10 protein-coding genes are annotated in these 12,756 nt (G+C 64.7%); 5 read left to right on the top strand and 5 right to left on the bottom strand.

The features are described from left to right. The first annotated feature begins 19 nt into the window (after positions 1-19). Entirely contained in the window at positions 20-859 is an 840-nt protein-coding gene (locus tag IWX88_RS09060) for an endonuclease/exonuclease/phosphatase family protein (RefSeq protein WP_370568274.1), read from the top strand. Positions 860-953: 94 nt separating this feature from the next. On the opposite strand, the gene IWX88_RS09055 is transcribed toward IWX88_RS09060, so the two are convergent. Then, positions 954-1,766: an SDR family NAD(P)-dependent oxidoreductase gene (locus IWX88_RS09055; protein WP_196829463.1), complete on the bottom strand. Its 813-nt coding sequence runs from the start codon at positions 1,764-1,766 to the stop codon at positions 954-956. A 42-nt stretch (positions 1,767-1,808) separates the two neighbouring features. After that, the gene (locus IWX88_RS09050) at positions 1,809-2,828 is read right to left on the bottom strand and encodes an LLM class flavin-dependent oxidoreductase (RefSeq protein ID WP_196829461.1); all 1,020 of its coding nucleotides are present in this window, start codon (positions 2,826-2,828) and stop codon (positions 1,809-1,811) included. 36 nt (positions 2,829-2,864) lie between these two features. Between IWX88_RS09050 and IWX88_RS09045 the strand changes: the two genes are divergently transcribed. The 3 genes from IWX88_RS09045 to IWX88_RS09035 all read left to right on the top strand — a co-directional run bounded on the left by IWX88_RS09045 (position 2,865) and on the right by IWX88_RS09035 (position 8,287). Beyond that, a complete protein-coding gene (locus IWX88_RS09045; protein ID WP_370568273.1) occupies positions 2,865-3,596 on the top strand; it encodes a histidine phosphatase family protein in 732 nt (243 codons plus the stop codon). A 96-nt stretch (positions 3,597-3,692) separates the two neighbouring features. Beyond that, the gene (locus tag IWX88_RS09040; RefSeq protein ID WP_231369053.1) at positions 3,693-5,000 is read left to right on the top strand and encodes a threonine/serine exporter ThrE family protein; all 1,308 of its coding nucleotides are present in this window, start codon (positions 3,693-3,695) and stop codon (positions 4,998-5,000) included. Between the two features lie 44 nt (positions 5,001-5,044). Further along, positions 5,045-8,287: a DEAD/DEAH box helicase gene (locus IWX88_RS09035; protein WP_231369052.1), complete on the top strand. Its 3,243-nt coding sequence runs from the start codon at positions 5,045-5,047 to the stop codon at positions 8,285-8,287. 47 nt (positions 8,288-8,334) lie between these two features. Here the strand turns inward: IWX88_RS09035 and IWX88_RS09030 are convergent, their stop codons facing one another. Beyond that, positions 8,335-9,660, bottom strand: coding sequence for a M18 family aminopeptidase (locus tag IWX88_RS09030; protein WP_196829457.1), 1,326 nt, complete (start codon positions 9,658-9,660; stop codon positions 8,335-8,337). 67 nt (positions 9,661-9,727) lie between these two features. Here IWX88_RS09030 and IWX88_RS09025 point away from each other — a divergent pair, with 67 nt between their 5' ends. Continuing rightward, positions 9,728-11,050: a GNAT family N-acetyltransferase gene (locus IWX88_RS09025; protein WP_196829455.1), complete on the top strand. Its 1,323-nt coding sequence runs from the start codon at positions 9,728-9,730 to the stop codon at positions 11,048-11,050. Between the two features lie 75 nt (positions 11,051-11,125). On the opposite strand, the gene IWX88_RS09020 is transcribed toward IWX88_RS09025, so the two are convergent. Together IWX88_RS09020 and IWX88_RS09015 are read right to left on the bottom strand one after the other, a co-directional pair. Then, positions 11,126-11,899, bottom strand: coding sequence for a DUF429 domain-containing protein (locus IWX88_RS09020; protein WP_196829453.1), 774 nt, complete (start codon positions 11,897-11,899; stop codon positions 11,126-11,128). Positions 11,900-11,944: 45 nt separating this feature from the next. After that, positions 11,945-12,748 carry a DUF4433 domain-containing protein gene (locus tag IWX88_RS09015; RefSeq protein WP_196829451.1) on the bottom strand — a complete coding sequence of 268 codons (804 nt, stop codon included), beginning with the start codon at positions 12,746-12,748 and terminating at the stop codon, positions 11,945-11,947. Between the last annotated feature and the right edge of the window lie 8 nt (positions 12,749-12,756).

Below are 12,756 nucleotides of genomic sequence, written 5' to 3'. Positions count from 1 at the left end.
GCGACCGTAGGCTTGCTGCGTGACGGACACCCCGCTATTAGGCCCGGTCATCGCTCCGCTGGTGCACGTGATGAGTTTCAACATCCGCCGACGGATACCGCACCTGATGCCGGGCAGCCCCGATCGCTGGAGCAGGCGTCGGCCGCTGGTGTCTCGACTCCTGAAGGCCGAGAGGCCCACGATCATCGGGGTTCAGGAGGCACTGCCCGATCAGGCCGGATTTCTTCGCCACGCACTCGGGGACGAATTCCGCTCAATCGGCTATGGACGTAACGCAGATCAGCGTGGTGAGGGCTGTCCGGTCTTTTACGATGGTCGACGGCTGAAGCTGCTGCAGTGGAGCCAGACGGCCCTGTCCGATACCCCAGCCATCGCCGGCTCTTCCAGCTGGGGCAACAAGGTGCCGCGGGTGCTGGTTGATGTCACCTTCCAGGATCGGGCCACCGGCCACACTTTCCGGCTACTCAACACCCACTTCGATCATCGGTCCCGCACTTCGAGAATGCATTCCGCTGCGCTGGTCCGCAGTCTCGTCGCCCTCACGCCCCTCGCCACTGTTGTCATTGGTGACTTCAACACGAGCGTCGGTTCGCTCCCGTTCGACGCCCTCACCGCCGGAGGGACGCTCGTGGATACCTGGGATACGGCGATCGAGCGGGTCACTGATGCCTGGGGCACCTTTCCCGACTATCGCGCCCCCAGGCTCGATCGCAAGCGCATCGACTGGATCCTCGCAACTCCCGGTATCGACGTCTCCAAGACCGCAATCAACGTCGACCAATTCGATGGCGGCTGGCCCTCGGACCACGCGCCGGTGCAGGCACTCATCACCCTTACCGGCGCACGCGCCTCTGGCTGAGCGGGTCGAGCCCGAGCCCGCCAGTGCGATTGCGGTTGCGAGTGCGAGTGCGATTGCGGTTGCGAGTGCTGCAGGATGCGCCGGATATAGGTTCCTACTCGACCAGCGCCATGCTGCGCTCCCAGAGCGCGCTCGCGAGCCCCGCGTCATCCGCTTGCCGGTTGGTGCGACCCGGTTTGCGTTTGATGTAGTAATTTCCGGATGTCCAGTCGCGGCCGGGAGCGGTGGTAGCGAGCCAGACCAGGGTGTCGGCGCCCTTTTCGGATGAAATAAGCGTGTTGCGCAGCAGGCTTCGATAGATCACCCGAAGTGGGCTGGTGGATTCGCTCGCGAAATTTGAAGCGACGACCCCCGGATGGAATGCTGCGGTGGTGATGCCCTCGGCGCCGAACCGGCGGGCAAGTTCGCTCGTGAAGAGGATGTTGTCGAGTTTTGCGTTGCTGTAAGCGCGACCGGGCGAGAACCGCGTCGCGAGATCGAGATCGTTGATGTCGATATTGCCGCTGAGGTTCGCCACGCTGGAGGTGTTGATGATACGGGTCTTGCTCAGGATGAGACGGTCCATCAGCAGGTGCGTGAGCAGGAAAGGCGCGAGGTGATTGACCTGGAGGGTGAGCTCGTGGCCATCCTCGGTGAGGGTGCGATCGCCGAAGATGCCGCCGGCATTATTGGCGAGTACATCGATGCGCGGGTATCGCTCGCGCAATTCTTCGGCGAGGCGACGCACCTCGCTCAGCTTCGAGAAGTCGGCGACGAAGTGCTGGGCGCCAAGGGCATCCGCAACTCGTGCTGTCTTCTCGGGAGAGCGGCCGACGATAACGACGGTGTGCTCGCTAGCGGAGAGAGCGCGGGCGGCGGCGGCGCCGATCCCGTCGCTTGCTCCGGTAATGATGATGGTTTCGGGCATACCCGATTATCTCTGGTGGCGGCTGGGTGGTGGATCGGCTGATTATTGGACCGGCTGCAGGCAGTGCATAACCTCGGCGGTGAGCACCACCGAGCGCAGACGATCGTCGATATTCGGTGACTGATGCGCAAGGAGCAGCTCATCGGCGTTCACAGAGGCAGCGAACTCGTCGAGGAAGGTGCGAACTTGCGATGGTGTGCCGACCGCCGAGTAGCGCATCATGTTCGCGATGTTGCGCCCCTCTGGCGTGGTGAGGCAGGCGTCGATCTGGTCGTCGGTGTATTCGATGAGCGCTTCTCCGGTTGGTGAGGGGCTGCGGGTAATCAGGCTGCGAACTCGCGCGCGGCGGGTCGCTTCGAACTGGACCCGAGCATCCGCTTCGTCGTCCGCTGCGATCACGTTGACCGCGGCGATCGCGTAGGGCTCGGCTAGTTGGCGAGAGGGGCGGAACTCGCTGCGGTAGAGCGCCATTGCTTCGTGGAGCGCACCAGGGGCGAAGTGCGACGCGAATGCATATGGCAGGCCGAATGCGGCGGCGAGTTGGGCGCCGAACAGGGACGATCCGAGGATGTACAGCGGCACGTTGGTGCCACTGCCGGGCACCGCTTGGACACCGGGTACAGTCGATTCGCCGCGCAGAAAGGCCTGCAGTTCCAGGACATCCTTGGGGAATTGATCAGACGATCGGGGGTCGCGTCGCATCGCCCGAGCGGTGTTCTGGTCGCTTCCTGGGGCACGTCCGAGTCCGAGGTCGATGCGTCCGGGGTGGAGTTCGGCAAGAGTTCCGAATTGCTCTGCGATGGCCAGTGGCGAGTGGTTCGGCAGCATCACGCCACCGGAGCCCAGGCGAATAGTGGAGGTGTGATCCGCGACATGGCCGATCAGCACGCTGGTAGCGGATGATGCGATAGAGCTCATGTTGTGATGCTCGGCGTACCAGACCCGGGTGTACCCGCTCGACTCCGCCACCTGCGCGAGGCGCACACTGTTCACAAAACTCTTTCCCACGGTCTGCCCCGGGGCGATTGGTGCGAGGTCGAGTATCGAAATTGGGATGGTCATCGTGAGCGCCTTTCTGGTGTGCGCAATCCGGCGCACATGGACACTAACCGTGTCATCGTCGGATTCGTTCCCTCGAGCGGTGAGCAGGGAGCCTCCCTGTTTGCCCTCCGTATGCTGGAGAGCACCATGCGTCTCTTGCTCATCCGTCACGGACAGACCCCAGCCAACGTGCTCGGCCAGATCGATACGGCACACCCCGGTCCCGGACTCACCGCCCTCGGCACCAGCCAGGCTATCGCCGTGGCCGAGGCACTGCGCCATCAGAATGTCGGCGGGATTTTTGCCTCGACGCTGGTGCGCACGCAGCTCACGGCCTTGCCCTTCGGAAACGCTACCGTGATCGACGGCCTACACGAGATCGAAGCGGGTGATCTGGAAGGGCAAACCGATCGGGCATCCGTTCGCCGCTATCTGAAGACCGCGTTCGCTTGGGGATCCGGAGATCTGGATGTCACGATGCCTGGCGCGAGCGATGGTCACACGTTCTTCCGACGCTTCGACAGCGCAATCGCCGCTGTCTCTCACCTGGACTCTGCCGTAGTGTTCAGCCACGGCGCAGCAATTCGCGTCTGGACAGCCGCGCGCGCCACTAATATTCCCGCGATCTTCGCCGGCAATAACGAGCTCGACAATACGGGTGTGGTCGAGCTTTCGGGGTCCTCCGCGGATGGGTGGACACTGGTGTCGTGGGCCGGTGCCCCGATCGGCGGACCGGATCTGGTCGATGACACTGCGAGCGATCCGACCGGCGAGGCTATCGGGCACTGAGTCACGACACGGGCGCGAGAGCGTCCCGCTCGACCGGCGTGCTCAGCCCGACCGGCGTGCTCAGCGGGGTGGGCGGGCATGGGGGATGATCGTGGCATGGCATTCGGATGGTTTCAACGACAGGCCTCGCGCCTCCTCAAGCAGTCTGTGCAGGGAGCTCCGATCTCGAGCGAGGAGACGGATGCCCGCGGCATCCTCAGCATGCTCGAAGGCCTCGGACTCGCCATGATTGAAACCGGGCAAGCCACCAACGATGTAGAAGAGACCCTTCGCGCGGTAGCCAAGGCCTATCGCCTCGACGACGTGCGCACGGTAGTTCTGCCCACCTACGTGATGCTGCAATCGTCCACAGCGGGCGGGGAGGTGCGGGTCGAGTCCGCGCGTCCGGGCGGTGGTCGCCTGGATCAGACCGGAGCCGTCGAGACACTCGTCGGGCGGGCGCTGAGAGCGGAGGTCTCGTCGCAGGAGGCGATTACCGAGGTCGCGCGCATTCGCACCGCGTCACCCCGGTTCGGTCCGCGCGTCTCACTGCTCGGCCATGTGATTCTCACCGTGGGATTCGGGATGGTGATCAACCCGACCTTTGGCGCGATCTGGGTCTATGCGGTGCTCGGGTTCGGCGTCGGCCTATTGGTTCTTCTCGCGCGCAAGTTCACCGAGCTTGCTTCGACGGTGCCGGTGATCGCGGCATTTCTCGTGACCCTGGTGACAGCGCTGCTGGTGCATGTGGTCGGCGACGAACCGCTTCGCATCATCGCACCACCCCTTGTCTCGTTCTTGCCCGGCCTCACACTGACCATCGCAGCAATCGAGCTGACGAATAATCAGGTCATCGCCGGGGCGAGTCGTCTCGTCTACGGTGGCTCGCAGCTTCTGCTTCTCACCTTCGGAGTCTTCGCAGCAACGACGCTGGTCGGCGGCCTGCCGACAGCCTCGCCGCAACCGCTTCTCGGCCCGTGGGCCGGCCTTCTCGGTGTGGCACTGGTCGCTGTGGGATTCACCCTGTTCATGTCCGCTCCGAGGGGAGCGCTTCTCTGGATCTTCCTGAGTCTCGCCGTCACGTACGGAGCCCAGGCGCTCGGCGCTGTCGCCATCGGGGCCGGTCTCAGTGGGTTCGTCGGGGCCGTTGTCGTTGCCCCGTTTACGCGGTTCGCGAGCCACTTTCGCACGTCGCCGCCGGCATCCGTCATGTCGCTCGCGTGCTTGTGGCTTCTGGTGCCGGGAGCACTCGGCTTCATCGGGTTGAGCGGCGTGGCCGAGGGCGGCGTGGCTGGCATCCAAACGCTGGCAACAGCGGGTATCTCGGTGCTGTCGATCGCGCTCGGAGCGATCGTGGGAATCAGTCTGAGCCGGGATGCCGGACGGCTAGCCCGGTCTGCCCGACGCGGGGTTTTCCGGCGGTAATGGCACCCCAGCCTGCGCAGCCCCCCGCGTGAGACCATAGTCGAATGCCCGACGCCGCCCCGATGGTCGACATCACCGACCTCCAGCGACTGGTCGGTCCCGCCTCTTTCCAGCGCGGCCTGACCTATGCCAGGGCAGGTTTCGTCACACTGGTGAGGTGGGACTCGGAGAGCCGGATTGTGAGCGGCTGCGTGAGCGGTACGGGTCCATTGCCCTATCGGTGCAGCGCACTCATCTCGGCCACCACAGGCAAGCCGACTGGCGGGCTGTGTTCCTGCCCGGTCGGGTTCGACTGCAAGCACGTTGCCGCCCTGCTCCTGCGAAGCAACACCACCACGCTGACGCAACTCTCCGGACTCACGCTGCCAAAAACTGTCGTGGTGCAGAAGCAGGCCGACTGGAAGAGCGCCGTCATCGCCCTCACGGAGCGGCCAGAGGCATCCCGCAGCCGGAGCGCACGCATCGGGCTGCTGCTGGAACTGCGGGAGCTGATCCCGCGCTCGCGCAGCCAGTGGAACGGTCCGATTGCGAAGCCAGCCACAGCAACGAGCCGTGGCACGCTTCGCCTCGGCGTCCGTCCGGTGCTGCTGAGCGCCACCGGCAACTGGATTCGCGGCAACATCAGCTGGAATTCGCTCGGCTACCAGGCCAATCGCCTCGATCTCGCGACCGATCAGCAGCGTTGGTTCGCGCAATTCGCCGCACTGCACCGTTCCACACGAGAGGTCTATTCGGGACAGGAACCCGACTGGCTCTACCTCGACGACTTCCATAGCCCGTTGCTCTGGCAGTTGTTGGCGGATGCCCAGGCGCAGGGCATCGCGCTGGTCACGGGTAAGAAAGAAACGCGCGTCACAATCGGCAGTGTCGCCGCGATCAGCATCGATGCGCAACTGGAGGGCGAGTTGCGGCTGTCGCCGAACCTGCAGGTAGACGGGGAGCCACATCCGGCCGCCACCGCCGCGGCAATCGGTGACCACGGGATCTACGCGTGGGAGTTCGACCCGCGGCCACGGTTCACCCTTGCCGCGACATCCGCACCCCTCGCCGATGAGCAGCGCGCTTTGCTCGGTGCGGCTCAACCGGTGGTGATACCCGCCAGTGACGTCGATGAATTCCTGCGGGACTTCTATCCGCGACTGAGTCGCGTGATCACGGTGACCAGTGCGGATGCCTCGGTGGTGCTGCCAGAGCACACTCCCCCCGTGCTCGTGCTCACGGTCGGCTACCAGCCGAAACAGGCAGTGAAGATCGCCTGGGACTGGGACTATTCAGGCCAGCGTAAGTCGCTCCGCGGAGCTGACGATCGGGATTTCAGCACCGAGCATCGGGTGCTGGCCGCCGTCACGCGGCTTCTCGACCCGGTCACGGATGACACGTTGCGCGGTCTCGATGCCGCCGAGTTCGTCACCAAAGTACTGCCGACACTCGAGCGCGTTGACGGACTGCGGGTCGAGTCCGTGGGAACAAGACCGGACTACCGGGAGCTCACCGGTATCCCAAAACTGACCTTTACGACCGTCGCAACAGACACCAGCGACTGGTTCGATCTCGGCGTGTACATCCGCATCGACGGACGGGACGTGCCCTTCACGAAGGTGTTCACCGCCCTGTCGAAGGGCATGACGAAGGTGTTGCTGGTCGACAACTCGTATTTGTCGCTTAACCAGCCGGTGTTCGAAGAACTGAAGCGGCTCATCGATGAGGCCTCCACCCTGGCCGAGTGGGAGACCGGGGTGCGCATCAGCCGCTACCAGGCCAGTCTCTGGTCGGAGTTCGAGGATCTCGCCGACGAGACGCTCGAAGCGCAGGCGTGGCGAGAGGCGGCGAAGGGGCTTCTCGCCATCGAATCGATTGAGCCGACCGAACTGCCCGTCACCGTCGACGCCACACTGCGGCCCTACCAGAAGGAGGGCTTCGACTGGCTCGCCTTTCTCTGGAGTCAGAAGCTCGGCGGCATTCTGGCCGACGACATGGGTCTCGGCAAGACGCTGCAGGCCCTCGCCCTGATCGCCCATGCTCAAGCGGGAGGAGCGAGCGCCCCATTCCTGATCGTCGCCCCCACCTCCGTCGTGTCCAACTGGCTCGCCGAGGCCACGCGGTTCACACCGTCGCTCACCGTGCGCTGCGTCACCACCACCAAACAGTCGCTTGCGACACTGGCCGACGGCGCCGACATCGTCGTGACCTCCTACGCGCTGTTCCGCCTCGGCTTTGAGAAGTACCAGAGCATCGGATGGTCGGGGCTGGTGCTCGACGAAGCGCAGTTCGTGAAGAATCCCGCGTCGAAGGCACACGGAGCCGCCGTCGCTCTCACTGCCCCGTTCAAGCTGGCCATCACGGGCACGCCGATGGAGAACAGTCTCACCGACCTGTGGGCACTGTTCGCGATCACGGCACCCGGCCTGTTTGCGTCGGGTCGCAGGTTCGCCGAGGAATATGCGCGCCCGATTTCGGCCGGGGGCGCGGCGGCAGATTCAGCGCAGAACGCGGCGGCTCTGATCGGGAAGTTGCGCCGTCGCATCCGCCCACTCATGATGCGCCGCACGAAGGACCTCGTCGCCTCTGAATTGCCTGCAAAACAGGAGCAGATACTGCGGGTGGAGCTTGCTCCGCGGCACCGCAAGCTCTATGACATCGTGCTGCAGAAAGAGCGCCAGAAGCTCCTCGGCCTGATCGATGATCTCGATCGCAACCGCTTCATCGTGTTTCGCTCGCTCACGCTACTGCGGATGCTGAGCCTGGATGCCTCGCTCGTCGATGAGGCGCACGCAGACATCCCATCGTCGAAGCTCGACGCCCTGTTCGAGCAACTGGATGACGTCGTGGCCGAGGGGCACCGCGCGCTTATTTTCAGCCAGTTCACGTCGTTCCTGCGCAAGGCCGCAGGCCGGTTGGATGCCGCCGGGATCGCCTATGAGTACCTCGACGGATCGACGCTGCATCGCGCGGACGTCATCGCCCGCTTCAAGTCCGGCGATGCACCGGTATTCCTGATCAGCCTCAAGGCTGGAGGATTCGGACTCAACCTCACCGAGGCCGATTACGTTTTCCTGCTCGACCCCTGGTGGAATCCTGCGACCGAGACCCAGGCCGTCGACCGAACGCACCGCATCGGCCAGACCCGTCCGGTGAACGTCTATCGACTGGTCGCGACCGGCACGATCGAAGAGAAGGTGATGGCGCTGCGGGACCGCAAGGCCAAACTGTTCGACGCGGTGATGGATGACGACGCGATCTTCAGCACCGCGCTCACAGCCGACGACATTCGGGGGCTTCTGGAGTAGTCCCGACGAACCGACGAGACTCACACATCACACCAGGTCGCGCCACGTCAGGCCGGGGCGAGGAACGCCTGCATCGCCGAGGCGAGCGCGGCGGGATCATCGACGCCGCACAGCTCACGCGCCGAGTGCATGGAGAGCAGGGCGATACCCACATCCACGGTGCGGATGCCGAGGCGCGCGGCTGTGATCGGGCCGATCGTCGAGCCGCACGGCACGGAGTTGTTTGACACGAACTCCTGGTACTCGACACCGGCTTGACCACAGCTGCGTGCCCACTCGGCCGCGCCCAGTCCATCCGTGGCGTACCGCTTGTTCGCATTGATTTTCAGCAGGGGTCCTCGATTGACGAGGGGACGATTGACCGGGTCATGGCGCTCCGGATAGTTCGGGTGCACGGCGTGGCCGGCATCCGCGGAGAGGCACCACGAGCCGGCGAAAGCACGGGCGCGATCCGAGGCGGATGCCCCGGTGGCAGCACCGATCCGGGCCAGGACGTTTTCGAGAAATGGCCCACCGGCTCCGGAGCGGGTTTCGCTTCCCACCTCTTCGTGGTCGAAGGCGGCGAAAACGGTGATCGAGGATGAGTCGGCTTCCCCCGCGACAGCGAGCAACGCAACCAATCCGGCGTGCACCGACGACAGGTTGTCCAGCCTGCCGGAGGCGAAGAGCGTGCCACCGAGGCCGAAGACCTGCGGGGCGGCAGTGTCTGTCGTGACAATGTCGTAGCCGATGACGTGGCTGCCGGCGCGGCCGGCCAGTCCCGCAAGGTGAGAGACGATATCCGCATCCGCGAGTGTGCCGACGCCGATTACCGGGTTCAGGTGCTGCTGTGGATTGAGGGTGAGCCCGTCGCTGTTGACCCCGCGGTCGAGGTGCACGGCGAGCTGTGGAAAGCGCAGAAACGGACCGGTGCGCACGAGGGCGGTCGTGCCGTCGTCGAATACGAGCCGACCGGCGAATTCGAGCTCTCGATCGAGCCAGGAGTTGTAGAGCGGGCCGCCATAGATCTCGACCCCGGCCTGCAGCCAACCGTTGGACCCGGTGGTCGGCTTCGGTTTGAGGGCGAATCCCGGCGAATCGGTGTGTGCACCGATGATTCGAAACGGTGTCGTCGCTTCCGCCCCCCGGGGTGTGATCCAGGCGACGATTGCGCCATCCCGCACCGCGAAGTATTTTCCGGCATCTGTCGGCCACTTTTCCGACTCCTCAAGCGCTGAGAACCCGGCGACCGTAAGGCGCAGGGCGGCCTCCCCCACGGCGTGGAATGACGACGGGGACGACTGCACGAATGCGGCGAGGTCGACGAGGTGGGGTACGCGCGAACCGGTGGATGAACCCACCGCCGGAGACGGGGAAACAGGCGAGTCGGTCATCTGCTCATTCAAGCATGCGGGTGCGCCCGACTCCGCAGTCCCGTCTGCACCGCGCTAGCCTCGAGGAGTGAAATACGAATATGCCGCAGCTCCTCTCGATGCCGTCTCAGCCGAACGCCTCGCCACCCAGGGTCTCGACCTCGCCCTGGTCGACACCTCAGACAGCGAAGCGCTGGCCACCTGGCTCCAGGCCGAGAATCGCGGATTCCACGGAGCGCGGCTGCCACAGTCGAAGCTCGAGGTGCAGCTCCCCCACATTGCGCACCGTCGCACTACCGGGGTCTGGGATCCCGACTCTGCGGATGCCGCCTCCCCGGTAGCCACCGTGAGCACCTGGGTGATGGACCTCACCGTTCCGGGCGAGAGGAGCATCCCGGCCTGGGCTGTCACCGCCGTCTCGGTCTCCCCCACTCATCGCCGCCGGGGTATCGGCCGTGCACTGCTCGAGGCCGAACTGCGAACGGCAGCCTCTCTGAACGTGCCCGTTGCGGTTCTCACCGTCACCGAGGCCACAATCTACGGCCGTTACGGATTCGGACCCTCGGTAATGAGCGCCGACTGGACTATCGACACCACACGGGCGCGCTGGATCGGCCCCGAGGCATCCGGAACCCTGAGCTTCGTCGAGCCAGAGACGATGCTCTCGGACGGGTATGACCTGGTGCAGCGAGTGCGGCTGCAGAGTCCCGGGCAGGTCAAGTTCACCGGCATCCTGTGGGAGCGGCTTCTTGGCGTGAACGGCGACCCGGAGTCAACCAAGAGCCTGCGAGTCGTGCGCTACGACGACGATGAGGGCGAGCTGCAGGGATTCGCCGCCTACCGGGTCGTCGAGATCGGCGAGGACTTCACCAGTCACCGTCTCGACCTAGCCTATCTCGTGTCAGCCACCGATGAGGCGTATGCCGGTCTCTGGCATTTTCTGCTGGAAATAGATCTCGTCTCCACGATCTCTGCACCGTTGCGCACGATCGATGAGCCTCTGCTCTGGCAGCTCTCCGATCAACGCGCCGTTCGGCGAACCGGTGTGCGGGAACACCTGTGGACGCGCATCCTGGATGTTCCGGTCGCGCTGACTGCTCGCCGCTACAGCGCGCCAGGCATTTTCGTGCTCGATGTAAGCGACGACCTCGGGTTCGCTGATGGCCTGTTCCTGCTCACTGTCGTGGCGGATGGCAGCGCGAGCGTCGAGCTGCTTACGGGTGAGGCGCCGGATGACGCGGCCGCGATCGCACTCACAGTCGACGATCTCGGAGCGCTGTACCTCGGCGGTGTCTCGCCGATCACCCTGGTCCGGGCCGGTCGCGTCACCGAACTGCGTCCGGGCTCGGCCGCATCCCTCGAAGCATCGTTCCGATCGCCGGTCACCCCCTGGCTCAGCATCTGGTTCTGAGAGGCGGTCGCCCGAGCTGGTGAGAACAGGGCGGGCCGTTTAGACCGCTCGGGCCGTTTACGCCGCGTGGGCCGTTTACGCCGCGCCCGGCCAAGAGCTGGGCTTTAGCTCGGCAAGATCCACCGCAGGCAGGACAATCCAGCCCTCCCGGCCGGCCCGCTCAAGCGATTCGGGCGGTGGTCGGTGCCATTTTCCGAGCGCATGTGCCCGGGCGGCGAGAGCGGCGATAACCGCATCGAAGGCGTCATCCGACGCCGTCATGAGATCCGCCACTCGCGTGAGCTCGAGCCATGGCGCTCGCTGCTGGATCGCACCGAGAAGTGTTGCCCTGATTGCGGGATCCGCTTTGTATCCGACGGTGGAGAAGCCCCACAGCCGAAGAGTTGCCGACGGATATACCTCCGCCGCAACACCACCGCCCGACCGGTCGATGGCTCCGATCACTGTGGACAGGGAGTGGAGCAGCGCGGCGCAGTGCATGGCGGTGAGGCCGAGCCGATCGGTTGCGACGCTCAGCGGCCAGCGCCCGGTCTGCATGCGCGTCGCGCGATCAGTCTCGCGGTAGGCGAGTCGCCGTCTCCACTCCATGCCCGATCCGGTCAGCTCGCCCTCGGAACGGTGCGGCGGATCGCCCGCAGCATGGCGGGTGACAAATGCCACGAAGTCGTCCGGCCAACCGAAAGCACAGTCGATGCCGAGAGATGCGACGTCCGGTGCGAGGGATGCGATTCGCACATCGCTCACTCCGGCTTCCAGTTCGACAACGCGGGCAGTCGTTCCCGACCAGTCGATAACGGCCAACGCGGTTCCGCGAGGCTCTGCCGCCAGATCTACCCCTGCGGTCAGCACCTGATCACCGACACGCAATTGCCGTCGTGGAGCTGCCGATGCCGGTCAGGACCCTGGCTTTTGGAACCAGGGCGGATAGACCGAAACCTTTGTGCTGTGGGCCGAGGACTTGAGCAGTGAACGCACTTCATCGCGCACACGATCGTTGGCAACACCGATCAGGGTCACCAATTCGAACGGCAGGCTGTGCTTGACGAGCAGTTCGGCCTCGACGATGATTTCGGCGTTGTCGTCGGCTCGGAGGCGGCGCAGCATCCGCTCGCTCGACTCGGTGGAGGCGGCGAAGCGCGTCAGCACATGAGCAGCGTCGCCATCCGCGACCACAATCGCGCCGTCCTCGGTGTGCTCGGTCGCTTTCGTGAGTGTGCTCACCAGGATGACGAAGTCGGCCACGTTAACGTGACGGGAGTGGGCTGACAGGCGGGGATCGAGGGAATCCGAGCGGATGTCCTCCCACATGGTCGAGTTGGGTACAAGAAAGAAGGGCACGAACTCGGCCACATTTGAGCTGCCGAGCCCCGACACGGCGGTGCTGCGTCGTGACTCCCTGTTCTCGGCGGACGAGAGATTCACCAACGGGTCTGTGGCCCAGGTTTCATTGCCGTCGGCGAGGATCGCACCCGAGGCAAGGATGCTGGCGAGGTTACGAATGTGGGTCAGGTGATAGATGCGCTGGTCGCCGACGCTCTCCACGGTCTTCGTCGCAGCAGATGCGGCCCGTCTGGTGACGGCAGCCTTAGCTCGTGCATTTCGCTGACCGGCTGCGGTGACAATTTCAAGCACCGGGGCGGCTTTGGGGAAGCACTGGTCACACAGGCCCGCCTCGAGTCCATGAATACATTCGACCACTGCACAAC

The organism is Frigoribacterium sp. CG_9.8 (assembly GCF_015751965.1).
Classification (GTDB): Bacteria; Actinomycetota; Actinomycetes; order Actinomycetales; family Microbacteriaceae; genus Lacisediminihabitans.
Note: the sequence above shows the minus strand (reverse complement) of the source record. Positions and strands in the feature narration are given on the sequence as shown.

Coding starts and splice junctions, on each gene's coding strand:
- IWX88_RS09035 (WP_231369052.1), top strand. CDS start 5,045: ATGCCCGACGCCGCCCCGATGGTCGACATCACCGACCTCCAGCGACTG.
- IWX88_RS09055 (WP_196829463.1), bottom strand. CDS start 1,766: ATGCCCGAAACCATCATCATTACCGGAGCAAGCGACGGGATCGGCGCC.
- IWX88_RS09030 (WP_196829457.1), bottom strand. CDS start 9,660: ATGACCGACTCGCCTGTTTCCCCGTCTCCGGCGGTGGGTTCATCCACC.
- IWX88_RS09040 (WP_231369053.1), top strand. CDS start 3,693: ATGGCATTCGGATGGTTTCAACGACAGGCCTCGCGCCTCCTCAAGCAG.
- IWX88_RS09050 (WP_196829461.1), bottom strand. CDS start 2,828: ATGACCATCCCAATTTCGATACTCGACCTCGCACCAATCGCCCCGGGG.
- IWX88_RS09045 (WP_370568273.1), top strand. CDS start 2,865: ATGGACACTAACCGTGTCATCGTCGGATTCGTTCCCTCGAGCGGTGAG.